Source organism: Bradyrhizobium sp. CCBAU 65884 (genome assembly GCF_028128835.1).
Classification (GTDB): Bacteria; Pseudomonadota; Alphaproteobacteria; order Rhizobiales; family Xanthobacteraceae; genus Bradyrhizobium; species Bradyrhizobium ottawaense.
The window spans coordinates 198,438-220,469 of the sequence record NZ_LBJU01000125.1 but is presented as its reverse complement, the minus strand read 5'-3'; the positions used below and the strand labels follow the sequence as shown (position 1 = coordinate 220,469).

Annotated in this window: 20 protein-coding genes; 11 read left to right on the top strand and 9 right to left on the bottom strand. The window is 60.6% G+C overall.

Going from position 1 to position 22,032, the window contains the following annotated elements:
- Positions 1 to 379: 379 nt before the first annotated feature.
- The 4 genes from XI03_RS27040 to XI03_RS27025 all read left to right on the top strand — a co-directional run bounded on the left by XI03_RS27040 (position 380) and on the right by XI03_RS27025 (position 7,222).
- Positions 380 to 931 carry a hypothetical protein gene (locus XI03_RS27040; protein WP_271593807.1) on the top strand — a complete coding sequence of 184 codons (552 nt, stop codon included), beginning with the start codon at positions 380 to 382 and terminating at the stop codon, positions 929 to 931.
- Positions 928 to 4,755, top strand: coding sequence for a hypothetical protein (locus XI03_RS27035; RefSeq protein ID WP_271593806.1), 3,828 nt, complete (start codon positions 928 to 930; stop codon positions 4,753 to 4,755). Before XI03_RS27040 ends, XI03_RS27035 begins: the two co-directional genes overlap by 4 nt.
- A gap of 456 nt (positions 4,756 to 5,211) precedes the next feature.
- The gene (locus XI03_RS27030; RefSeq protein ID WP_271593805.1) at positions 5,212 to 6,336 is read left to right on the top strand and encodes a hypothetical protein; all 1,125 of its coding nucleotides are present in this window, start codon (positions 5,212 to 5,214) and stop codon (positions 6,334 to 6,336) included.
- A 601-nt stretch (positions 6,337 to 6,937) separates the two neighbouring features.
- Complete coding sequence (locus XI03_RS27025; protein WP_271593823.1) at positions 6,938 to 7,222, top strand: hypothetical protein; 285 nt, start codon at positions 6,938 to 6,940, stop codon at positions 7,220 to 7,222.
- 140 nt (positions 7,223 to 7,362) lie between these two features.
- On the opposite strand, the gene XI03_RS27020 is transcribed toward XI03_RS27025, so the two are convergent.
- Positions 7,363 to 7,575 (bottom strand): hypothetical protein, encoded by a 213-nt coding sequence (locus XI03_RS27020; RefSeq protein WP_271593804.1) that lies wholly within the window; start codon positions 7,573 to 7,575, stop codon positions 7,363 to 7,365.
- Between the two features lie 615 nt (positions 7,576 to 8,190).
- Here XI03_RS27020 and XI03_RS27015 point away from each other — a divergent pair.
- Together XI03_RS27015 and XI03_RS27010 are read left to right on the top strand one after the other, a co-directional pair.
- Positions 8,191 to 8,415, top strand: a complete 225-nt coding sequence (locus XI03_RS27015; RefSeq protein ID WP_271593803.1) for a hypothetical protein — start codon at positions 8,191 to 8,193, stop codon at positions 8,413 to 8,415.
- 1,048 nt (positions 8,416 to 9,463) lie between these two features.
- Positions 9,464 to 9,709, top strand: a complete 246-nt coding sequence (locus XI03_RS27010; RefSeq protein ID WP_271593802.1) for a hypothetical protein — start codon at positions 9,464 to 9,466, stop codon at positions 9,707 to 9,709.
- A gap of 45 nt (positions 9,710 to 9,754) precedes the next feature.
- On the opposite strand, the gene XI03_RS27005 is transcribed toward XI03_RS27010, so the two are convergent.
- The 3 genes from XI03_RS27005 to ligD form a co-directional block, all read right to left on the bottom strand.
- Entirely contained in the window at positions 9,755 to 10,555 is an 801-nt protein-coding gene (locus XI03_RS27005) for a hypothetical protein (protein ID WP_271593801.1), read from the bottom strand.
- Positions 10,556 to 11,167: 612 nt separating this feature from the next.
- On the bottom strand, positions 11,168 to 11,362 hold the full coding sequence (locus XI03_RS27000) for a hypothetical protein (RefSeq protein ID WP_271593800.1): 195 nt from the start codon (positions 11,360 to 11,362) through the stop codon (positions 11,168 to 11,170).
- Positions 11,359 to 12,282, bottom strand: a complete 924-nt coding sequence (gene ligD, locus XI03_RS26995) for a non-homologous end-joining DNA ligase (RefSeq protein WP_271593799.1) — start codon at positions 12,280 to 12,282, stop codon at positions 11,359 to 11,361. Before ligD ends, XI03_RS27000 begins: the two co-directional genes overlap by 4 nt.
- Before the next feature lie 133 nt (positions 12,283 to 12,415).
- Here ligD and XI03_RS26990 point away from each other — a divergent pair, with 133 nt between their 5' ends.
- Positions 12,416 to 12,604, top strand: coding sequence for a DUF3606 domain-containing protein (locus XI03_RS26990; RefSeq protein ID WP_271593798.1), 189 nt, complete (start codon positions 12,416 to 12,418; stop codon positions 12,602 to 12,604).
- An 81-nt stretch (positions 12,605 to 12,685) separates the two neighbouring features.
- Here the strand turns inward: XI03_RS26990 and XI03_RS26985 are convergent, their stop codons facing one another.
- The 3 genes from XI03_RS26985 to XI03_RS26975 all read right to left on the bottom strand — a co-directional run bounded on the left by XI03_RS26985 (position 12,686) and on the right by XI03_RS26975 (position 15,685).
- Positions 12,686 to 13,408, bottom strand: a complete 723-nt coding sequence (locus tag XI03_RS26985) for an SOS response-associated peptidase (RefSeq protein WP_271593797.1) — start codon at positions 13,406 to 13,408, stop codon at positions 12,686 to 12,688.
- A gap of 57 nt (positions 13,409 to 13,465) precedes the next feature.
- Positions 13,466 to 13,723 (bottom strand): hypothetical protein, encoded by a 258-nt coding sequence (locus XI03_RS26980; protein WP_271593796.1) that lies wholly within the window; start codon positions 13,721 to 13,723, stop codon positions 13,466 to 13,468.
- Positions 13,724 to 14,032: 309 nt separating this feature from the next.
- A complete protein-coding gene (locus tag XI03_RS26975; RefSeq protein ID WP_271593795.1) occupies positions 14,033 to 15,685 on the bottom strand; it encodes a recombinase family protein in 1,653 nt (550 codons plus the stop codon).
- 224 nt (positions 15,686 to 15,909) lie between these two features.
- On the opposite strand from XI03_RS26975, the gene XI03_RS26970 reads away from it, so the two are divergent.
- Positions 15,910 to 17,115: a hypothetical protein gene (locus XI03_RS26970; RefSeq protein ID WP_271593794.1), complete on the top strand. Its 1,206-nt coding sequence runs from the start codon at positions 15,910 to 15,912 to the stop codon at positions 17,113 to 17,115.
- Between the two features lie 128 nt (positions 17,116 to 17,243).
- A complete protein-coding gene (locus tag XI03_RS26965) occupies positions 17,244 to 17,513 on the top strand; it encodes a hypothetical protein (RefSeq protein WP_271593793.1) in 270 nt (89 codons plus the stop codon).
- A gap of 114 nt (positions 17,514 to 17,627) precedes the next feature.
- Here the strand turns inward: XI03_RS26965 and XI03_RS26960 are convergent, their stop codons facing one another.
- The gene (locus tag XI03_RS26960) at positions 17,628 to 18,338 is read right to left on the bottom strand and encodes a methyltransferase (protein ID WP_271593792.1); all 711 of its coding nucleotides are present in this window, start codon (positions 18,336 to 18,338) and stop codon (positions 17,628 to 17,630) included.
- Between the two features lie 155 nt (positions 18,339 to 18,493).
- Here XI03_RS26960 and XI03_RS26955 point away from each other — a divergent pair, with 155 nt between their 5' ends.
- Both XI03_RS26955 and ku read left to right on the top strand, forming a co-directional pair.
- Complete coding sequence (locus XI03_RS26955) at positions 18,494 to 19,153, top strand: methyltransferase, TIGR04325 family (protein ID WP_271593791.1); 660 nt, start codon at positions 18,494 to 18,496, stop codon at positions 19,151 to 19,153.
- Between the two features lie 122 nt (positions 19,154 to 19,275).
- Positions 19,276 to 20,202: a non-homologous end joining protein Ku gene (ku, locus tag XI03_RS26950; protein ID WP_271593790.1), complete on the top strand. Its 927-nt coding sequence runs from the start codon at positions 19,276 to 19,278 to the stop codon at positions 20,200 to 20,202.
- Between the two features lie 62 nt (positions 20,203 to 20,264).
- On the opposite strand, the gene XI03_RS26945 is transcribed toward ku, so the two are convergent.
- Positions 20,265 to 21,998, bottom strand: coding sequence for an adenylate/guanylate cyclase domain-containing protein (locus XI03_RS26945; RefSeq protein WP_271593789.1), 1,734 nt, complete (start codon positions 21,996 to 21,998; stop codon positions 20,265 to 20,267).
- Between the last annotated feature and the right edge of the window lie 34 nt (positions 21,999 to 22,032).

The following is a 22,032-nucleotide window of genomic DNA, read 5'->3' as shown; positions in this document are numbered from 1 at the left end:
TGGAAAGCTGACACTCGAGGCCGCGCGTCGGCTAGGACGCGACGCGCTTTTGACCAGAGTAGAGGCCGCCGAAGTTCTCCGGATAAGTTATCGAACGCTTGAGCGATATGACTCGCTGGGAAGCGGCCCCAAGCCTACCAAGATTGGGCCGCGTCGCGTTGCCTACACCGTCGGCGCCCTGCTTGATTTCGCGGGCGTCGCGGCCTGAGTGGTCGCCGCGATCTGCAACGTAATCTGCCCGCGGCCTCGGTCGCGCTCATTCCAGTCTCACATTTCATTCGGCAGTCCTCCCCAACCAAGTCCCTCGCGGTTCGGTCGAAGCACTTCGGCCCCCGCACAGCGTGTCCAGCGCTGAACGAGGGCCGAAGGAATGCTTTGAATGAGCGTACAGTCTACCACGCGACGCGTGGGTTTTCCAGCGCATCTGATGTCGACGGATGAAGGCAACTACCACGCGCCTTGGCGCGACCAGGCGCCCTGGCCCGGCCGATCAATGCTGAAAGTTTACGAGCCGCCGCCGGACGCATGTTCGTCGGATTTGGACGAGCACGCAAGCAGCGTCATTCTTTACCTGGGACCTGGGGTGCGCGTCACCACTGCGACGAAGCGCCTTTTCCATCAGTACGTCGCCAAGGCGCTTCCCGACCGCGTCGAAATCGAATTCTCGAGCCCAGCCTGCGGGCTATCCACCCCAAGCGCTTTCAAATCGTCGGCCGTAGAGTGGGCTCTTGGCGAATGCGACGAAGTCTTGATTGCTGTCGATCATGAGCGCGGGCTGGCAACGGGCGAGGCGCACCGCGTTCTGGCACTAAAGCAAGTCGTGTTTCGTTGTCGGGAGCGGGAAGTCGACGTCTGGGTCGGCTATCTGAAACCACGCCTTAAGGGAAGGCATCGGCTTACCGTCATCCATCTCGCCGCGGGCCGCGCATGACGGCTGGCAACGTGACGGTTCTAACCTCGCTTAGCCGGCCGCTGACAAAGACGATCGTCAGAGGCAGCGCCGGCGCGATCGAGACGCGCACTCAGCAGAACGTCAAGTTTTATAGGGGCGAGGAGTTCAGCGTTTCGGGCTTGCGCGCTTTGGCCGATCTTCTCGAAAGCGTCTCGGCGGATCCGCACAAGTGCGTTGTCCGTGGGGCAATCGGCCCCGGCATCGACCGCGAGCGGATGCTGCGCCGCAAGTTTCCAAAGGATGATGGGCCAGCAACATTGGTCGAGGAGCCCCGCCGGTGGATCCTGTTCGATATCGATGGCGTTGCATTGCCTGACGATTTCGATCCGTTGGCAAGCCCTGCGGATACCGTGAAATTGGTGCGCGCTAAGCTGCCGCGCTGTTTTCACGATGTTGGTTGTTGGTACCAATTCACTGGCAGCGCGGGCATCAAGCCTGGCCTTCACATTCGGCTAGGTTTTTGGCTCGATCGCCGGCTCGGTGAAACAGAATTGAAGCGCTGGCTCGGTCAAAAAGTGCCAGAGCCCGGGAAGGCCGCAAAAGCATGGTTTCGTGAATTTCCCGTCGATCCGGCGGTATTTACCACCGTTCAGCCGATCTATGTAGCGGCGCCGATAGTTGAGGAAGGCGCTCAAGATCCATTGGCCGGTCGATGTGCGCGATCCGGTCTGATCGAGGGCACTTCGGACACTGTAGCCGTCCCGCGCTTCGACGACGCGCGCCCGGTTGAACGGAACGTTGCCTTGGGCGCGCCGGGCGGGGCCGTCGGTGCGACGTTTTCGGAGTGTTTGGCGGCAATCGGCGACCACGAAGGCGGCGCCGGCTGCCATGGCGCTCTGAAACACTGCGTGGCGGTGTATTGGCGCCGGCACGGGTCCAACGCGAGCGCCGAGAAGCTGAAGCGGCTGCTTTCTGATAGGGTTGCCGCCGCGGAGTGGGACGCTGCAACTCATCCGCCGGCCTATCTCCGAATGGAGCTCGATCGCATCGACACACTTATCGATTCGGTGCGAGGCCAACAGCGCGTGTCGGAAGAAGCCGAGGAGGAGCGCCGCTCGCGAGCGTCGTGTCCTTGGCCGGACAAGGGAATGCCCCTGGCGGAGGCGCAGCCGTCTCTGCAAGCGGCCGTCGCGCGCTTTTTCGACGAGGCCGTGCCAAAGGGGCTCGCCGACGGCGGGGCATACGAAGACGCCCTTGAGGCGCACCGCGCGGCTGCGGGGGAGCTTTCGGCCGAGGTCGATTTTGGTGAATTAGACCCGGAGAGTATCTTTGCATCCGATGCCGAACCCACACCGCCAGAATACGCTCAGTGGGGCATCAAGATAACGCCCGGCGCTGGAAAGACTCACACCACGATCGGGCGGATTGTCCGCTATGTGAAGGAAACCGGCAGCGGCGTTGTTTTTGCCGTGCCGACGCACTCCAAAGCCGAAGAGATCGAAGCCGACATCAACCGGCTCGCAGGAGAAACGTTGGCGGCCACATGGCGCGGCATCGATCGAGAAGATCCAGCGCGGCCCGGCGTGAAGCTCTGTCGGCGCGGCGAATTGGTCAAGGCGGTGGTCAAGTCGTCCGGCTCAATAAACGACGTCTGCGGTTCTCCGAGCCGGGGCTTCTGCCCCTTCCGTGGCGATTGTGGCTACCGACAGCAAGCCGACATGACGCCGCGCGTGTGGGTCACGACGCATGCGGCCCTGGCGACGAAACCTCAAGGTTCGATGAAAGAAGCCGTTGCCTTGATCGTCGACGAGGCTCTGACCTTGGGTAGCGCTCGCGAAGATGACTTGCCGCTCTCCGACTTCTCCACGTCTCGTGCGAAACATGCGCGCCTTGAGGGCTGGTTACAGCGGGCCGTGGCCGCCGTGGAGCGGGTAGCGCCCGGCAGCTACCTGCCGCGGGCCTCGTTCGAGGCCGAAGGGTTTGGTGACGCCACTTGCGCGGCCGTGAGAGCTGGGGAAGCCTACGGTTACACCCCCGTAGCCAAGGCTTTCGACCCTCGCGCGGACGACGACACGATCCAGGCGATTATTGAGCCAGTCACCGCTTCAAACGGATTGGTACGCGTCCGACAGGCCTTCTGGCAAAACCTTGGCGAATTGCTGCGGAGCGAAGGGGCCACGTCGGCGCGCATGAGGCTTCTTGCCGGTGATGAGCCGGCGATCCGCATTACGACACCGGCGCGCCCGCATCCGGATTGGCTCAAGCGTCCGGTTCTCCATTTGGATGCAACGCTTAACGGAATTGTCGTCTCGAATTGGCTCCCGCGGTTCGAATTGATCGCGGACATCCGGGTTGAGCGGGGCGAGAGCGTTTACGTGCACCAGGTAACCGACCAGGCAGTCAGCTACGGAAAAGTGGTGCCTGGCGCCGGTGGTGATCAAAGCCCCCATAAGCGCTCGGCGCAGGAGAATACAGCGCAAGATTTCATGCGAACGATTGAGGTGAAGGCGGCCGAAGACCGAAGGTCGGACGGTATAACTGGCCTGATTGTCCCAAAAAGCCTTGAAGACTACATGGAGGCGACTTGGCGGTCGTGGAAGTCGCGACCTCCAAATCTGATCCTGAATCACCTGGGGAACATCAGGGGCCTGAATAGCCTCGAGGACTGTCTGCGGTTGGTCGCCGCATCGCGTATGCAACCCGCGCCTGCCGAAATCGAACGCGCGGTTAAGGTGGAGTTCGGGCAGCATCCTACCGCTTCGATAGGGACGGACTTCTACCCTACCCGAACCATCGAGTTGCGGAGTCCTGGCAACTCCCTGGCAACCGTGGAGCGGCCGTATCATCCGGACGCCAAAGCTGACGCACTTTTGGAGCAGATCCGAGATGCGGAGCTAACGCAAGCAGTGCACCGCGCGCGACCGGTTAGGCGCGGAAAGGACCGGCCACTACGCATCGAAATTGTGACCGGGGTCGCGATCGATATCACGGTGGACAGCACCGGCACGTTCGAGGAGTGGCTTGATGTGTCTCCCACCGCTGTCCTCTTGGCTCGAGGCATGTGGCCGCTGAGCTGGGAAGACAAGCAACTCGTCATGCCGGACCTTTTCCCGACCGCGGACGCGGCGCGAAAGGGGTTTGGCCGAGATCGACCCGCTTCTGAGATGCGCCGGTGGTTGGATGGGCGGCTCCGCGGCAAAAGCGGACAACGTCCTTATAAGGACTCTCTTATAAGGGGGTTGTCCGCTTTTGAGGATGCTCAGGCATGGCCGGTGTACCGGTACAAGCCAATTGGAGCGGACCGGAGTCATTTGGTCGCCATCGACCCGGTTCTACACCCCCAGCCGCGGGAGGCCTGGGAGGATCGCCTTCGGCGGGCGCTTTTCAGCTTCCAACGGATCGACCGGCCAACCGCAGGGAAGTCGGACGAAGCCTGCCCCCCGCTTGTCCTACGGCTCCCGCGGGCGCCGTCTATCGTGTCCGACATCTTCGGCACCGATCGCCGAGATCCCGCCGCGGCGCCGTTCCCTACGGCACCCTTGCATGTTCGGACGGCCGCCGGAGACGTCCGCTTCTGGCCGGCGGAGAATGAAGGCCGGCCTATCCTAGCGCGCACGCCGCCACCGCCTCCTCAGGCGCCCGCGGTCGAACCGGTGCTCACGGTCGAAAGCATCTGCGATCACCTCGGTATTTCCCGTTTCGCGCTCAAGAACCACATGGGCAAGTCGCGGTTTCGGAAGCTGCCCGGCGCCGAGCGGGAGCGAGCTGCAATCCGGTGGATGACTCTCAAGGTCGGCCACGAGCAATTCATCGGTGCCGTGCGTGCCCTCGCGCAGCAGCTGCGCCAGCCGGAGCGCGAGTGAGTGCGGCCCGCGGAGCACTCCTCCGGTTGCGACTCGGCTGCGGAGGTCGGCAAACTCATGGTGAACGTTGGGGGTGTTCGATGAGAAACGTTGGAATTGGCATTGCCGCTGTTATCGCAGTTTCGTGCGCCAGCGCCCCCGCGACGGCTGGCGAATGGGTGTTCCACCCGATCGAGCAAAGTGCGAGGGTCACAGACGACCACCTCCAAACGCAAGCGGAGCTGGCGACCGCGCAATGCGATTACGAGATCAAGCCTCTGATTGTGATGCGACACCTGGACCGGGAAGACGGGTTTGCGTTGTTCGCGGCTTGCATCAGGTCCAAAGGCTTTCACTTGTACACCCCGCAACAGCACCGATCAGCTGCTGACGCTTGGAACGCCACGCATCCCGGGCAAAAAGCCCGGGGTGTCCTTTTTACATTCAACGATTGAGAGCGGACGGGAAAAGTCACGTTTGCTGCGCCCGACGCAGGACGGTAGCCCGCATCGCCAAACTCCCATCCGCGAATCCAGCCTCAAGCGTCACAGTAAACTCGATCAAATCACCAAAATCGACAAAACGGACCGCCGCCCCATGCCGCCTGACACCTCAGCCGCCGTAATTACGCTCCGCCAAGCGCCGAAGAAGGCCATGACCGGCGCCGAGCGGGCTAAAGCCTACCGGGATCGAAAGAAAGCAAAGGCCGCCACCGAAGCTATCCGGCCGCCGATGGCCGCGCCCACGTTCGGCGATCATTACACTCTCAGTACGGAGCCAAGTCGCGTAGAACCGTCCATGGCGCCAACCCCCGCCGCCCCACCCCCCGCCTGCGCAGAAACCGTCACGCAGACTGATACTCACCGCGCCGCGTCACTCGTCACGCCGACGCCCGCGCCCGTCAACCTCTTGCCCGTGACGCGGCTCATCCCGCTGAGCGTCACGCCGTCACGGCTTAACCTTGCATCCGCAATCCTCATGGTAGCAGCCGTGGCTCTGGCTGGCGTGGGAGTGGCGGTCAACGGATGGTTTGCTCGGTCTCTTGGCTCGAGCGATGCCGCGGGTTGGCTCTTCCTGGCCCTTGGCATGGCCGCCGATCTCATAGCGCTCGGGATGCCGTCTTGTGCCGCCAACCTATGGCAGATCGGGCGCCGCGGGAGCGCACTGCTCGGCTGGGCTCTTTGGCTCCTGACGTTCGTCTTTGTCGTAACGGCGGGCCTCGGCTTCGCGTCGACGAACATCAGTGACGTGACGCTTGCGCGCGCGTCACGCGTCACGCCGGTCGTTACTGGCGCGCAGGCCGCGCTTTCTGATGCGATGGCCGCCCGAGACCGCGAATGCAAAGGTGGGGTGGGGAAGTTTTGCCGCGAGCGCGAAGCGACCGTCTTGGAGCGACGGCAAGCCCTGGAGACCGCGGTCGCAGCCATTGGTCGGGCAGCAGATCCACAAACGGATGCCGCAGTAAAACTCGTCGCCTGGGCAACCTTCGGTTCGCTCCGGCCCGCCTCGGAGGACTTCGCGATGCTTCGGCTCGTGCTCTTGGCGCTACTCCCGCAAGTCGGCGGACTATTGATGCTGGTGGCGCGCGGCTCCGCGAGATGACAACCTACCCTGCAAGAATCGAGGGTGCCCTCCGTATCAGAGGCAAATCAGATCGTACTCGGGTCTGCTGATGCCGTGCGGGAAAGCTCGCAGTAGGTCCCACAGCATGCGTCCTCCACTTGGCCGTCAGTTGGTAGCGCTGAGACAAGACCGCGAATGACCGAAAATTCGGCGAGCTGGCACTGCAGAAGTGCGACCTAGAGGCTTCGAGCATCTCAGAGCTGATGCGCGTCGCCCGGTGCTGTGAAAAGCAAGAGGAAATCACCTCACGGCTATCCTGGCGGGCTCTGGTGATCCTGTCGGGTTCAACGCTCTCGGCGCCAAAAAGGCGGGCCCTCGAAAAGCGCATCCTGGCTGGCGAACGCATCGGGGATGTGTCGTCAAACGGCGGCATGGGCAAATCAGCATAGTCGCTTTGATGATGTGGTGTCCTAATTCCCCTTTGCGGGCATCCTAATTAGGACAGCACCGTCCGGCGCCGCCGCCCCCTTGACCGAATTGCGGCGTGCCGCCCTTAGCGCGGCCCAAGCCCTAGCGGCTTGCCTCTGACCGCCCACCGCGGAATCAATGGGAGCGTACTCCACCGTTGATCTGCATGGTCATGCCCCACCCCGCCCGGCGCCACACGCCCACCCACCCCGATGGCCGGCCGATGAAAATCACTTTCGGCCAGATGCGCGGGATGGGCCTGACCGGCATCCTGGTCTATTGCCACTGCGGCCACCACGTCGCCCTGGAGGGGGCCCCGTGGCCGGACGAAGTGCGGCTTTCGGACATCGAGCCGCGTTTCGTGTGTCAGGGTTGCGGCGCCCGCGGCGCCGATGTCAGGCCCGACTTCGAGCGCGGAGATCCGCGGCTTGCAATCACGGGCCATCGAACACGATAGCCGCAAAAAAAACGGCCCCAGCCATTTGGCGGCGACTGGGGCCGTTGGACTTACTCCGGCGCGCACGGGGGGCATGGAGCCGGAGCACAGCACTAATCAAAGCGCTTGCTACTGGTTCCTAATTGGGGATTGAGGCGGCGTTACTCTTTCGGTGGCTGTAGTTCGCTGTGGATCAGGTTCTGGATGTCCTCGCGCAGCATCGGGTCTTCGGCCGGGAACGGCTCTCGCGTCTTGCGGCCAGCGAATGTGTCCGGCTTAGGCTGGCTAAGCAGCTCCTCGGAGCGCTGCGCCATGTCGCGGGCGCGCCTTATCTGCATAGAGACTTGCTGAGAATGCAACTGATCTGAAGCCATGTCGGGGCTCCTAGTGCCTTGCAGGCGGGAGCGCCATCGGTCTCTCAGCCACCGACGCCTACGGGCAATGCCTCGGCCGGTGATAGAGTGGCAATAAACCTTTCTACGATTGCTTGCTATTGATTCAGTCGTCCCAAACGCGCTCACCGCACTCGCAACGAAAGAGCCGCACGGTACGACCCCTGATCGGGTCCAAGAGGGATTGCGTCAACTGGGGGAAGGCTGCGCAGGTTGGGCATCGTGGGCCATGGTCCTGCGTCTGTTGCTTGGGTAGTTCGGCTTCTTTCTCGTCCGTCACAGCCCCGACTCCTCCAGAGTCGGGCTCTAAAGCGCCAAAGTGCACAATTGTTCCAGTCGCGAATTGCAGTACCTCCGGTTAGGAACGGGCGAGCCCCTCACAGCGCTTTACCTGCACATCTGCCGAAGAACAGGCGAGCTCTCTTGGTTGACGCCCCAGCCGTCCAGACAGCGGCTGAGGCTTTTTCGTCACCCGCCCCTTCGGCGGAGCGCCGCGCCGAAATCCTCTGTCACTTATCGTGATTGAACCTATTAACTATTTAATATATTTAATTTCCGATTAAATATTATATTGGCTGCGGAACTCTGGAGGTGGAAATGACAAAACAAGAAGATGACGATCGGCGGGAATTTCTGAAGACCTGCGGCAAGTTCGCCGTAGTAACTCCGCCTACCATCACAGCATTGCTATCGACGTCCCTGACCAGCACAGCCATCGCGCATTCCGGCGGCGGCTTGAAGCATGGCCCTCGTGGCAACAATGGCTACGGCAATGGCGGGGGTGACGGCACCCCCAACGGCAAACCCGACAAGGACCGGTGACCTGAGGCAGGGCTGGGAACGCTTGGCAGATTGCCTAATCTTCCCGATCCCCTTCCCCAGGGCACCCCGGCAGGCCCCAGCTCCGGCACCCTGCCCCACGGAGCTGGGGCCATTTTTCCCGACCGAATTTAAAGCGCGGCCTCCACCGAGAACTTTGGCTGCGTGCCATGTTTTCCCGGCACGATTCACATACGTGAATGAAGCTACATAGATGAATGCGCTCCCCTGCTAAGGGCTGGGCACCTCGGGAGCACGCTTCATTGACTGACGAAACGCCGTCGCCGAGCCGATTTTTCGTCCGAATCGGAGGCAAGGGCTGGATGGTCTACGATCGCGAACGCAAGGGCCCAGCATTGATCGGGAGAGCTTGGGCGGCCAGCTTGACCAAGGAGCAAGCTGAACAAGCGCTACGTTCGCTTATTTCTTCGCCTGCGGACAAGCCGCCCCTCTGAAACCGACAAAGGCTCGCCGGGCATGAACCGGCGGCAATAATGTACAGTTGGTCCAAGTATTCCTTGCGAATCCGGCCACGGTCGGGAAAAATAAGCACCGCGCGCCTATTTTCGAGGCTGCGCCGAACGGCCTCAGCATCCGAGCCAGCCCCGGAACTGCTCGAGGCCGTTTGCTATTTCCTGTCACAAACCTGTGGCACGGTCATTGCTAGACTAAGTGCAACTGGGATTTCAGCGCTCAGTTCGAGAATAAATGCTGCCGGGACATTCATTTCGAGCCCGGCAGCGTTCTACTTCGAGACGCGCGGGACAATTGCCAGCGTAAACTAATGAACGGCCTCGGCTCGGCGGGAGCTGAGGCCGTTGGGGTCTGCACCGGCTTCAGGGGGCTGTTGGACACCGGAGCGAAGATCCATCTCCGCCAATCCAGTCCCGAACGGGCCGGACTGGATTCATGAGGTGAAGCACTACGGCTACCGGATGCTAATCATCAGGGAGGTCGAACGCGTGCGCCTCCTCTCTCGAAACGGCACGGATTGGACGAAGCGCTATCCCTGGATCGCTGAAGCGGCCTTAAGAACCCGCAGAAGCGCTTCGTGATCGATGGCGAGGCTGTGATCCTTGGGGTGGACGGGGTCTCCGACTTCAACGCACTGCACAGCCGCAAGCATGATCACGAAGCTCAGCTTTACGCCTTCGACATTCTTGCGATGGGGGGCGACGACGTGCGCGGCGAGATCGTGCCCGATCTATTTCGAGCCGCCTGCTTCAAGGGCGTGCGCGAGGACCTGCAAACATCGCCCCGCTCACACCCGCCGAGCAGAACGAGCAGAGCTATGTAGAGGGGTCATCGGGCACTCACTGGCGGTTGATCCGTTCCGATCGCTCTAGCGCACCGACCAGGGCCATGCCAATGATGTTTGCGGCTTTTTGACTTGCGGCAGCGCGGGGGTTGGCGCCGGCTTTTGCGTTTGGGCGACATTGGCCGACTGCCGCGGACGCGGCAGTGGTATTTTGGACATCGTCTTTGGCTCTTCGGGGCTCACCTTTGGCTCTTCAGGCATCACATTTGGCTCTGAGGCGTTGGCGATGACCTGGGCGAGTTGTTCCTGGCTTGCGTTGAGCCGCTCGGTGAGCGTTTGGCTGTCGCGCGACGTCTGAATCTGGGTCGCCTTGATCTGGTCGATGGTAGCGTTGTTACGCGCCATTTCTTCCCGGCTCGCCTTGATTTGGCTCACGAGATTTTCATTGTCGCGTACCAATTGCTCTTGTCTCACCTCGAGCTGTTCGACCGTTTGCCTCAAGGCAGCGAAATCGCGCGCCATCGGTTGGAGCTGCCGCGCAAGTTCGGAAGACAGGGCAACTGCAGTCGGCGCGGCGGCGTGCGGCGCGGCCTGTGTCAAAGGTGCCGGGTCTGAGGGGGGCACCATCGCCTTATCAACGGAGGGTGACCACCGCCAGGCAGCCGCACCGATGGATGCCGCCAATAGAGAACCGAAAACCAAGTAGCGCCAACCCGCCGAGCGATGAATCGTTGCTGGCGTGGCGCGAGACATCTTCCTCTTGGTCGGCGGGGCCAAAGGACCGACTTCCTCTTCGCGCGCTGGGTTGACCAGTGTAGAAAACTGCTCCTCCAAGCTTTTTGTGATCTGCTCTTCCGCGAGCTTGTCGCCCAGCGTGGAATCCATTTGACGCTCCATATCAAATGCAATGGCACCCGCCTGAGAGCGATCCGCATCTGCGCTAGGGCGAGCTAACATTCAACGGGACTGAGATGGCTTTTGAGCCTGCGAAGCTTTGCTATAGGTGAGCATGGAGCAGCACGTCACGTCGTCTTGTTACCAGCTGACCCAGAACTCTAATGGCGTGTTTAACGCAGTCGTGGAGGCGGAAGTATGTTCAGAACTCAGGGAACGACAAGGACGATGACCAGAGTGGCGTGCTTTTTGCGATGATAGCCGGATAAGCTTTTGGAGCCGGCCCAAAGCCTCAGGCGCGACCGGTGGATGCCTCCAGGGCGAGAAGGTTCCGCACCCGCGCCCGCGGCTGCGCCGCGACAGTCCGCACGATCGGCGCGGCACGTCCAGGCCAGCACAGAGGCCCGGCGGCGTGAAACTGGCGGGCCTGTTCGCTCATTGCGCGCGCCTCATCCATCCATACATCGGCACTTCGTCCCAAATAACGCCGGTTGCGCGGTCAGCTAGGGTTGCCGCGCCATCGTCAAAGATCGCCGCGTCGAGTGACCATGGCGCCTTTGATGTCCCCGTACGACTTAACGGATTCTCGCGATAGGAAGGCAACTAACGCAGAGTGCGCCCCAGTTCATGCACGGCCTCGACGACCTCCTCGTCATCCAGCACAGTAAGCAAGGCGTCGATCGTAGCTCTTTCGTCGAGGCCGCCCGGCTCGACGTGGCGTGCCAGGATGTTCTGCGCACCCCGCATGGCGAGCAACACCCGCTTCTCCGAGCGAAGCTTGGGGCCGACGCGGGTCATAAGTCCTCCCGGAGGCCCTTGAAGAAGGGATGCCGCACCTTGCCTTCGGCTGATTTGGCGCGGTACTCGATCTCAGCGAGCAGCTTCGGTTCGACCCAAATGCCTTTGTGAGCAATGCGCTTTGTGTAGGGTTGGGTTTTACGGACCAGCGGCTGCAGTCGCTTGCGCAGTTCGTCGGCTGATGTCTTGTCGAAGCCGTGGTCGACCTTGCCAGCATAGATCAGATCGTCGCCCTTGCGGCGTCCGAGATACACGCCGTCCCATTTGCCTTCGTCCAGTGCGAAGCCGGCGATGGTTAGCGTCTCTCGCTGCGCGCAGGTCGTCTTGACCCAGTTGTGGCCCCGACCGCTGTTGTAAACGCTGTCGCGAACCTTGGAGACGACACCCTCAAGCCCAACCTTGCAGGCATGCGCGAACATCTCGCGCCCTTCCATCTCGAAGCTCTCGCTGAACTGCACGTCGGTGCCGGAAATAATCCGCTTCAGCTCAAGCTTGCGCCGATGGAGCGGCAGTCTCCGTAGGTCTCGTCCATTCAGATAGAGCAGGTCAAAGGCGACCAACACGATCTTAGATGAGGTGCCTTTGAGCTCGTTCTGAAGCACCGAGAAATCAGTCGTCCCGTCAGCAGCGGGGACGACAACTTCGCCATCAATGATCGCCGAGCCCGCCTTGATGTGCCAAGCGTCATCGGCGACTTTCTTGAAGCGCCTGGTCCAGTCGTGGCCGCGGCGCGTGTAAATCGTCACGGCCTCATTCGCGAGGTGCACCTGAACACGATAGCCGTCGAATTTGATCTCGTGAATCCACCGCTCCCCGGATGGCACTCTCTCGACGGAGGACGCCAGGGCCGGTTCGATAAAGCCCGGGAAGGGCGCCTTCACGCCGATTGCCACCGACTTCCGCTGCCGCTGCGACGCCACAGAACACTCCACGCAACTCACACTTTGACTCGAATCTTTGTGCGCGGATTCGTTCCGGTCCTGCCCGGTAGTGGATGGCCGATCAGGAACCAACTGAATCTCCATGCGTTTCAGCAGCGCATGGAGGTGCAACATGGCTAAGGCGAAGAAGCAGACCGCTCGCGGTCGTAAGCAAGACCGCGCTCGCGTGGCGGGTGGACAGAAATACGAAGTCGGCTACGAGGCAAAGAAGATGGGGCGCTCCGCATCCGCGGTTAAGAAGGCGGTCAAGAAGGTCGGCAGCAGCCGCAAGAAAGTAGAGGGGCGGTTGCGGTCTAAATAGCTACTTCGCGCTCATTCCAGGCTGCTCGCTCGGGCCATTGGCAGGGTTGGGCCTGTCCGCGATACCGCAGCGTGCAAAAGGCTACCTCGCTGGTGCGGGATCCTCCTTCACGCCGCGGGCAACAATGCGCAGTGCGCCGTCAGGAAGCGGCCGTTGTAGCTTTAGCGCTTCATCCGCAGGCGCGTTCATCCAGATCTCCACCTCATCAGCGGTCGTCAGGATCACGGGCATAGCCTTCGGATGGACGGCACCGACTTCGGCATTAGGCTCCGTCGTCAGGAATGCGTAGAGGTCGTTGGTGGTTTCGCCCTCCTTGACCTTCCGGACGGACGTCCAGTTGGTCCAAATGCCGGCAAAGCAAAGGAGGGGCCGGGCCTCGTTCAACGCGAACCAGATGTCGCCGCCTTCGGCCTTGTTGAACTCACTGAACGAATTGAATCGTACCACGCAGCGGTTTTCGACACCGAGCCAACGCGTCCAATGCTTGGAGTTCACATTGCGAATGTTGGTGGTGCCGGAGTCCGGCTCCATCCGGAGCAGTTCTTTGAAATCCACCGCCTTACCCTTGGCTTGCAGCTTCTCAGCTCTCTTCTTGGTGGCGTCCATGAGCGCTTTAGAGGACGACGGCATGCCCCAGCGAGCAAGCGCAAGCTCGCGACCGTCGGCGCCTGTCCGGACGATCGGAGCCTTGTAGTCAGGAAAAACGCCCGGCATCGGCGGTAGGTTGCCGGCATATTGGTTGACGACGCGGAACAGCGCCAGGATGGCGGCCTGGTTGGTGGTGATGCTGTAAAGATTGCACATTCTTCAAAAGGCCATTCGTGTGCTTCTACGATGGATGACGGCTTTGAGATTGACGCGTTAGGCACCGATACTTGATCCCTGCGCGTGAAGCTTGGTACGGTCGCCGGTCATTTCTTCCACATAGTCATCGATGGCCCTCATCAGCTTATCGCGGTCGGCGCGGACGTCTTTCCTGCCGAAAACAAGATAGTGGCGTAGCCGGCCCAGCTCGGCGAGGTCTGCTGCAACTGCCTCGGCCCGAGCGTCATCCGCGCGCTGGCGCATGCGTTCCTTGTGCCATGCCTTCGCTGCCGTTCTGTTCTCCGCCTTGGTCATGGTCCGAAAATAGATGCGAGTTGGAGACGTGACCAGCCGCTGAGGCTTGTGGGTCCGAGGAGATTAATCGCAACCGATTGGTCAATACTAACCAAAGGCTCATCTTGTAAAATTTTGAAATACCGAAATTCCGCTTGCTCCGTCGGGCAAAACAGTGGTTCATAAGGCGCTGGCTTTAATAGTGAGGACCAGCGTCAATGGCCGATGAGATCCAGACATCTTCCGAGCTGTCAAAGATTGCAAAGCTCAATGGTGACTTTAAGAGGAACTACGGCACACTGCTCGGTGCGTTTCTTTATCTGCGGTCTATTAGCGTTGTACGTGGCCGCTCTTGGATTTGGGCTGGCTTACTCTCGGTTGCTTGCTCATCGGCGCTGGTGTGGCTCGGGAAGGCGTTTTCCTGGTTAACCTCCTGGTGATCGCGCGAACGAGGGCGTCAGCCGTTTTGAAGCAAGTGATTTCGTGACGTTCGCGGGCCGCCTCTGAGAACCTTATGGTTCTCTTGACCTTGCCATCGGTAGGCAACAACACGTAATCGAGGATATCCTTGTTGTGTTCCGATAGTCGTATCGCGGCAATCCATCCTGCGGGCACATGCGAGTCGCACTGAATGGTCCAGTGTGGAGAATGCGTTTCCTCCTTTCGCGGTGTCCAGCGCGCCGCTCTGACAGAAACGCACGTGGTGCCGTTGACGCGCAATGAGTCTGTCCATCCCCCGGTGCTCGTGCGGCAGCCTGCGCGTCTAGCGGCGCTTCTGATGCGAGACGCGAGCATCGTCTTTTGCTCAGACCAAAGCGGACGTGATTCCAGAAATTCGTAGTTCCGTTTCGGAGTGTAGCCGAGCAACCGGTAAAGGTTGCGAATGCTGCCGAAATGGGTCTGACACGTTGCAACACAGGGTAAACCCGGCGTGCGGTCTATGATGCTTATGCTCAAGCGACCCTTTTCAAGCAGGGTTCGACGCAAGCGAACAATCATTTCTTCTTCAGATAAATCAACACGCCGTTCGTCGATGAATTTGTTGGCTCGCAAAAAGAGGTCGCGATCAACTGTCGGCTCAAGGCAACCTTCCGCCCGAATCCACTCTCCAGGGGGATTATAGGTGCGGGTCTGCCGCAGCTTCCACGATCGCCGGTTGAAGACCAGATTGCCTATGTAAGTTTCGTCCCTGAGAATTGCGCCAACCATGACACGCGTCCACGGTTTCCCCGTTCTGGTCGGCACCGCATTCTTGTTGAGCTCCCATGCCACCACGGTTTCGCATTTCACCTCCAGGAAGCGAGTGAATATCCATCTTACGATTGCTGCTTCGCGCGGATCGCCTGGGCGAACCCGGATGTGGTCGGTCGTAAGATACTTGCGGTCACCGTTCTTCATGATGCCCTTTGATTGGTCCTTCTCGTCAACTAGCTCTCGGACCAGCCCATAACCAACCTTGCCGCAAGGCTTGTAGCCGAGACGTGCATACCGACACTGTCCGGCGTAGACCTTTGCGGAAAGCTCTCGGCTGTACTCGGCAGCCATAACTCTTTTGATGTTTTTGACGATGCTCGCCAGCATACTGCCGTCGTTATCGAATTGTTCGGCACAGTAAGCGATCTTGATGCCGCTACGCTTGCAGACAAATTCGTAATGTGCGCTTTCGTCCACGTCCTGAAATCGACCCCAGCGGCTCACATCATAAACCAGGACATGGCCAAAGTCCGCTTCACCTGCCTGAACGTCTTCGAGGAGCTGAATGAGGCCAGCTCGATTCTTGATGAGAAGGCCACTCTCTCCTTCATCCCGATAGGTGCGGACGATCGTCAAATTGTGCGCGTGGGCATAGGCGGCAATGACCGCAGCCTGGTTCTGAATTGAGTATTGCTGCCGTTCTGTAGACATCCGAACGTATTGGGCAGCTCGGCGCATCTTCTGAACTGTCGGAAACGTCGACTTTCGGACGATCAGCTCGTTGCCCATGCTGGCTCTCGGGCGGTACCGACCACGTCATCAAATGCCACCTTCCGCCTATAGGCAAGAGCGTGGATGCGGGTATTATGTTGTTCTACAACTAACGCTTGCTATCAAGCAGGAGTTGCGTCAAACGTTGGTCCTCATGCTTTGCCTGGGGTGGGCGACCGTTGAAAACATCAAGTTTTCGCAGTGCGTTACTAGGACTGACTGTTGCGGCTGGCTCAGTCGCTGTGCTGGCGCATGGCCTGCTCGGCCTCGGCACCAAGTTCACGGGGCTCGCCTTGGTTGTGCCGGTAGGGCTACTGATCGCGATGGCGCCCTGGCGTGAGATTCGACCCAATCTTTGCGACGGGCTTGCCGCTGCGCTGGCGGTCTGTATCGCGGTGTCGTGCCTCCTGAATGGTTTTTCGGACTTGAAGGAATTGGTCCTCCTCAGCGTGACACTGACGCAATATGCCGCGGGCCGACTTGCGCCGGTGCGCGATGCGCGTCGAGGTGTGCTGACAGTCGGCGCGATTGTCGTCGCGATCGGGGCGCTTGCGACGACGGTTGCACTCACTGAGCAATGGTCGGACCATCACGGCAAGCCCTATGTGTTCGGCGAGTTCGATGCGGCGCCGGCGCAGTTCGCCATGCTGCTTGGCGTCGTCGTGATCGCCGCCGTGACGTCCGACCGGCTGCCGCGCATGGCGTTCGCTGGGATTAGTCTGCTTGCGGTGCTGGCTGCGGCAGTGTTCGCAGCGTCCATGGTGCGGTTCTCGCTGCTCGCCCTTGAGCTGGCTGCGCTCGCCGCCGCGCTTCTGTGCGAGGGCGCGGCGCGGCGGCGTGGTCTGGTGTTAGTGGCGTTGCTCGCCGTTGCGATAGGCGCGGGTGCCGCCGCCCGCTGGAGTGCGGCCTCAGTCTATGGGCGGCATCTTTTGACCGCAACGGGCGTTACCGCGGTTGCGCCGGACGCCCGAATGCTGGCTCCGGTGGCAGTTGGCTGCCCTGCGGTCGATTTCGACAACTCGATCGCGATCCGTAAGCAGTTGCTGGCCGACGCTTTGCGGATCTTGCCTGACGCAGGGCCATTCGGCATGGGCGCCGGAAGCTTTGCCATGCGCAGCTGCGTGCCGGGCCTCGGCGCGCATAATAGCTTCGTCGAGGTCGCCATCGAGTTCGGCTGGCTCGCGGGCGTGGTCCTCATCGCGTCGGTCGCAGCCGCCTGGCGCTCAGTGACTCCACTCGCCCGCGTGCTCGCGGATTACCGCTTCGTGGCCTGCATGACGTTGTTCGTTGTGCTGCTGAGCCTGGCGCATGGACGTATCAGTCACGATTTCGTTCTGCTGCTCACGCTCGGCCTCGCCGGGCATCTGCGGGCCACCAGGAGCGCCGTCGCGCAAACTTGGATGCTGCGCGGCCTTGTAACGTGGCCATTGCGGAGGCCGGTCGGTTGAGGCGTGTGGACCCTGCGGCCGAGGTTGCTCTGGTTATCTTGTTCGCTTGTCACCTCCTGTTTACGCCAATTGCAGTCTGGGCTGCGCTGAGCGCTTCCGGCCCGCGCCCGCATGGGCGTATTGTCGAGATGCTTGATTTCGAACCGGTCGACGGCAAGCTGAGGGCGCAGACCTTTCGGCTGATGCGCAGCAACTCGCGAGCGGCGGATGACGATCGGGCCATCCTCGTCGAATTGTCTGGAGGTCGGTTACGCCAGCTCGAACGGTCGCTCTGGTCGCTCAACGAGCGTGCATCTCACAACCTCTATCGCTTTGTCATCATGACGCCGCCGCAGGACGGCATTGTCGGCAAGCGCTACTGGATCGTGGTGCCGGATTCCGGGAAACCCTGGGGATGAGCAGATTACTCTTGGCAAATTCAATCGTCGATTACCAACGATGGCGTGTCAGCCTTCCGCCGCGGATGTGATCGGTATGAGCGAGCGGCATCGACCTCTTTGAGTCTCAGCTTTTCAAGAGACCTTGGCGGCCCAACTGGGCACTTTCGCGCCCTTCTTCATGATCCCGATAAAATAGAACACGCTCTCCCGTGTAGGCTCTTTGTGGTCGCCGTGAGTGAACACAATTTCAAGGCCCGCTACGTCGATCATCTCGCCGAAGGTCTCAACGGTCGAACCGCGATTGTTCTCCTGAAGAACGATCACGCCGTCGTCGGCTAGGTACGGGTGTATCGTGTTGAAGAACTCCCGGTGGATGGCCCAATCAGGGTCGTGAGCGCGGATATCGCCTTCATACTGGTCAATGAAGTGGGGCGGATTGCTCACCACCAAATTCCAGCGTTCGCTTTTGGGGATGTTCCGAAGATTGTTGGATTCGTAAACCGAGACCCGATCTTCCAGATGGTTTAGCCTGACGGTGCTTTTGCAACGATTCACCGCCGCGGGATTGATGTCAGCCAGGCATAGCGTTTCGCACAACTCGTGGCCCAGCATCGAAAAGCCAATAAATGCCGGCCCAGCGCACCACTCGAAGAGGCGAGGCTGTTTAGGCATTCCGCGGGAGCGCAAAAATGGAATGAAGTCTTGGCCGAACTCGATGCCGCCTCCATCGAGCTCACTCTTATAATCGACTGTAATCCCGCCTAGGACGACGCGCTTTGAGGGCCTTATTCGACGTAATGCAGGCCGCACCAAGCCATGCTCGATTTTGTGCAGAACGCCCATTGCTATCCGCCAACTGAAGAGAGCCCCGACATGCTGCCCGAGGTTTGGTCGCATGTCGCACGAGTTGATTGAAAAAAGTCCTCGCCTTCTGGCTGTACATTTCTAAATGTTTCTGATTGTGTCAACTGGGTATCCTGCCAAGCACCGGGTCGATCATGAGTTTAATCGAGAGGCTCCGAAGGCGGCTCGCTCCACCGCGCGGCGCGATCGAAGGCTACGAAAGCGAGGAGTTGGTCGACACCATCTATCGTAAAACCGTCGCTTATCAGGGACAGGCCAATTGGCCGTTGGTCGAAGGTTTGGAAACGGTGCTGGATTTCGGTGGAGGCGCCGGCGTTCACTACAAGACCGCCCGCCGGCAATCGCCAGATATCCGATGGGCGGTTGTCGAGACGCCGGCCATGGTGCAGCGCGCCAAGGAGCTCGCGACTGACAGGCTCAAGTTTTTCGAACGCATTGATGAAGCGGCCGAATGGCTCCGCAATGTCGATCTTGTCCACTCGAACGGAGCCATACAGTACGTGCCTGACGCTTTTGGGACCATTCAGGCGCTTTGCGCAGTTAGGGCGGCCAAGTTGGTCTGGCATCGCGTTCCTATCAGCGACGGTGACGCCAGGCGAGAGGTCCAGACGTCGTACTTGAGCGATAACGGACCGGGGAAGGTATACTCATCCGCGGAAAAGCTAGTGAGATACGAGAGGACCTGGTTTTCCGAACGGGCATTCATCGAGGCTCACAACGGCTACCGGATAGCTGAACGCAGCCCTGACCCTGGTGAGCACGGGACCCAGCAATTTAGATTTGTGCCGCGCTAGCGAGCCAAAATGGCTAGGTCTAGACCCGACTGGTGTCCACGAAAAAAGACCCTCTCCGTATGTCGGAACTTGGGCTCCCCGTTCGTCTTGAATCGGAGCAAACTAAACGGAGTACCGCGTAAATGGCCCCTCGCGCCAACTGGAAAGGCTTTCTGCGCCTATCTCTGGTGACTTGCCCCGTCGCGCTCTACCCAGCGACGTCGGAGAGCGAAAAGATAGCGTTTAACCAGCTCAACCGGTCGACCGGACATCGCATAAAGTACCTGAAAGTCGACGCTGACACCGGCGACGAGGTGCCCAACGAAGACATCGTCAAGGGCTATGAGCTCGAAAAGGGACAGTACATCGAAGTCTCGAAAGAGGAGCTCGAGGAGATCGCGCTGGAGTCCACGCGGACCATCGAGATCGACGAGTTCGTCGACAGGTCGGACATCGATCCGCGTTATTTGATCCGCCCCTATTACATCCGGCCCGACGGCAAGGTCGGCCACGACGCCTTTGCAGTCATCCGGGAGACAATCCGGGAGATGAACAAAGTTGCGATCGGCCGGGTTGTGCTGACCAACCGCGAGCACATCATCGCGTTGGAGCCGATGGACAAGGGTCTTGTCGGCACCCTGCTGCGTTACCCCTACGAGGTCCGCGGCGAACAGGAGTACTTTGACGAGATCCAGGACGTGAAGGTCACCAAGGACATGCTGGACCTCGCCAAGCACATCGTGAACCAGAAGGCGGGGCGTTTCGATCCTGAGAAGTTCGAGGACCATTACGAAACAGCGCTGATCGACCTCATCAACCAGAAACGTGCCGGGAAGGTCATCCGGCCGAAGGAGCGGCCGAAGGGCGAGAATGTGGTCGACCTGATGGAAGCGCTGCGGCAGAGCGTCGGTCGGGAAGCTGCGCCGGCGAAGGAGGCAAAGCCCGCCAAGAAGCCAAAGAGGGCGTCAGCTGGCCAGAAGGAAATGCTGATGCCCATCGCCGGCAAGAAGCCTGCGAAGGAAGCGGCGGCGAAGAAGCCTGCAGCAGGGGCGCGGCGGAAGTCGGCTTAAGCGTGAAGCATCCAGTGACGCCCGATAGCCGGTACTTCGTCGGCCCGCAGTTCAATGCAGCCTCACCCCCTCCATCCGGCCTTACCCAGACCGTCGACGAGATGCGCGTGGTCTTCTGGACGAAACCACGGAGCTCTGTTGCGGACATACATATCTAATGCCCCCGGTGCGCGCGAGACGGCCTTTTCCAGTTCTTCCTTCGCTTCCGCTATGCGCCCAAGCTGGCCCAGCGCCGCCGCGGACCAGCGGTAGATCATCGGAAAATTCGGATACGACCGGATCAGGCGTTTTGCGGCCTCGATCGAAGCTTCGTATTCGCCGCAGAAATATAAACCGCACGCAATGTGCAACAAGCGGACTGCCAGATAGGGATCGCGGGGATCGAGCCTGATACACACGTTGAGAGACGTGACCCCCTCCTTGTGCCGTCCGGCAAAGATCAGCGTCGCGCCTCGATGGCCGTGCGCGATCGCCAGATTTGGACTCATAGAGAGAGCTCGCTCGATCTCCGCCAACGCATCGTCAGCCTCGCCGCGTGCTTGCAAGGCCCAGCCAAGGCACGAACGGGCTTCGGCATCGGCACCATCGAGCGCGACCGCCCGGCGGGCCAGGGCCTCCGCCGAATGTTGCGCGTCTCGCAGGCCTATCTTCTGGAAGAGCGCGGCCGCTTGCAGCTGGTACAGAGCGAGCGCGCTGTAGCTGCCGCTGAAGGTCGGGTCGAGATCGATCGCCTGTCTGAAGAATTTCTCGGCGCTCTCATCGTCCTCTGCGGTCGCTTTGCTCAGATCCCACAGGCCGCGCTGATAGGCGGCCCAGGCATCAAGGCTGCCCGGCGGCCTGCGCATGGCGCGTCGGAGCTCGGCGTCTGCAATGGCGGGGGCGAGCGCAGTCGTCAACGCCTCGGTGAGTTCATCCTGCACGGCGAAAATATCTGCGAGATCGCGGTCGTAGCGCTCGGCCCATACATGATTGCTGGTCGCCGCCTCTATGAGCTGCGCGGTCACGCGGATCCGGCTGCCGGCCTTGCGCACGCTACCTTCAAGCACGTAGCGGACGCCGAGCTCGCGCCCGACCTGTCTCACATCAACCGCTCGCCCTTTGTAAGTGAACGACGAGTTCCGTGCGATGACGAACAATGAGGGATAACGCGATAACGCCGTGATCACATCTTCGGCGATGCCGTCGGAGACGAATTCCTGCTCGGGGTCGCCGCTCATATTGGTCAGCGGCAAAACGGCGACGGATGGCTTGTCAGGCAACGCGAGCGCCGGAATCTCGCGTTTGGGCGTCGTAGTCCGCAGGCCCGGGTCGATGATGATGCGGTAAACGTGGACGGGCCGGGCGATGTTCTTCAGAGTTTGCTCACCCGCTTCCTCAACGTCGAACGGCACCTTGTCGCGCGCGTGATTGAAGACAGTCTGAGAGATACAGATGCCGCCGGGTTCGGCGATGCTCTCGAGCCGGGCCGCAATGTTGACGCCGTCTCCAAAGATGTCATGGGCTTCGACGATGATATCACCGATATTGAGCCCCACACGGAAGAGAATGCGCCTGTCTTCCGCGTCGTCGCAGGTAAGTTCGTTGATGCGGGACTGAAACTGCATGGCAGCCCGCACCGCTTCGACCGCACTTGGAAACTCAGCCAAAAACCCGTCGCCGGTGTTCTTTACGATGCGGCCGCCGTGCTGCGCAATTGCGGGCTCGACGCCCCCGGCGAGAAGGGCCGTCAGCTTGGCGTGTGTCGCCTCTTCGTCATTGTGCATGAGCCGAGAATAGCCGGCCACGTCGGCGGCCAAGATCGCTGATAATCTTCGCTCGACCCGGACCCGC

Coding starts and splice junctions, on each gene's coding strand:
- XI03_RS27040 (WP_271593807.1), top strand. CDS start 380: ATGAGCGTACAGTCTACCACGCGACGCGTGGGTTTTCCAGCGCATCTG.
- XI03_RS27035 (WP_271593806.1), top strand. CDS start 928: ATGACGGCTGGCAACGTGACGGTTCTAACCTCGCTTAGCCGGCCGCTG.
- XI03_RS27025 (WP_271593823.1), top strand. CDS start 6,938: ATGCCCCACCCCGCCCGGCGCCACACGCCCACCCACCCCGATGGCCGG.
- XI03_RS27020 (WP_271593804.1), bottom strand. CDS start 7,575: ATGGCTTCAGATCAGTTGCATTCTCAGCAAGTCTCTATGCAGATAAGG.
- XI03_RS27015 (WP_271593803.1), top strand. CDS start 8,191: ATGACAAAACAAGAAGATGACGATCGGCGGGAATTTCTGAAGACCTGC.
- XI03_RS27005 (WP_271593801.1), bottom strand. CDS start 10,555: ATGGATTCCACGCTGGGCGACAAGCTCGCGGAAGAGCAGATCACAAAA.
- XI03_RS27000 (WP_271593800.1), bottom strand. CDS start 11,362: ATGACCCGCGTCGGCCCCAAGCTTCGCTCGGAGAAGCGGGTGTTGCTC.
- XI03_RS26990 (WP_271593798.1), top strand. CDS start 12,416: ATGGCTAAGGCGAAGAAGCAGACCGCTCGCGGTCGTAAGCAAGACCGC.
- XI03_RS26985 (WP_271593797.1), bottom strand. CDS start 13,408: ATGTGCAATCTTTACAGCATCACCACCAACCAGGCCGCCATCCTGGCG.
- XI03_RS26980 (WP_271593796.1), bottom strand. CDS start 13,723: ATGACCAAGGCGGAGAACAGAACGGCAGCGAAGGCATGGCACAAGGAA.
- XI03_RS26975 (WP_271593795.1), bottom strand. CDS start 15,685: ATGGGCAACGAGCTGATCGTCCGAAAGTCGACGTTTCCGACAGTTCAG.
- XI03_RS26965 (WP_271593793.1), top strand. CDS start 17,244: ATGCTTGATTTCGAACCGGTCGACGGCAAGCTGAGGGCGCAGACCTTT.
- XI03_RS26960 (WP_271593792.1), bottom strand. CDS start 18,338: ATGGGCGTTCTGCACAAAATCGAGCATGGCTTGGTGCGGCCTGCATTA.
- XI03_RS26955 (WP_271593791.1), top strand. CDS start 18,494: ATGAGTTTAATCGAGAGGCTCCGAAGGCGGCTCGCTCCACCGCGCGGC.
- ku (WP_271593790.1), top strand. CDS start 19,276: ATGGCCCCTCGCGCCAACTGGAAAGGCTTTCTGCGCCTATCTCTGGTG.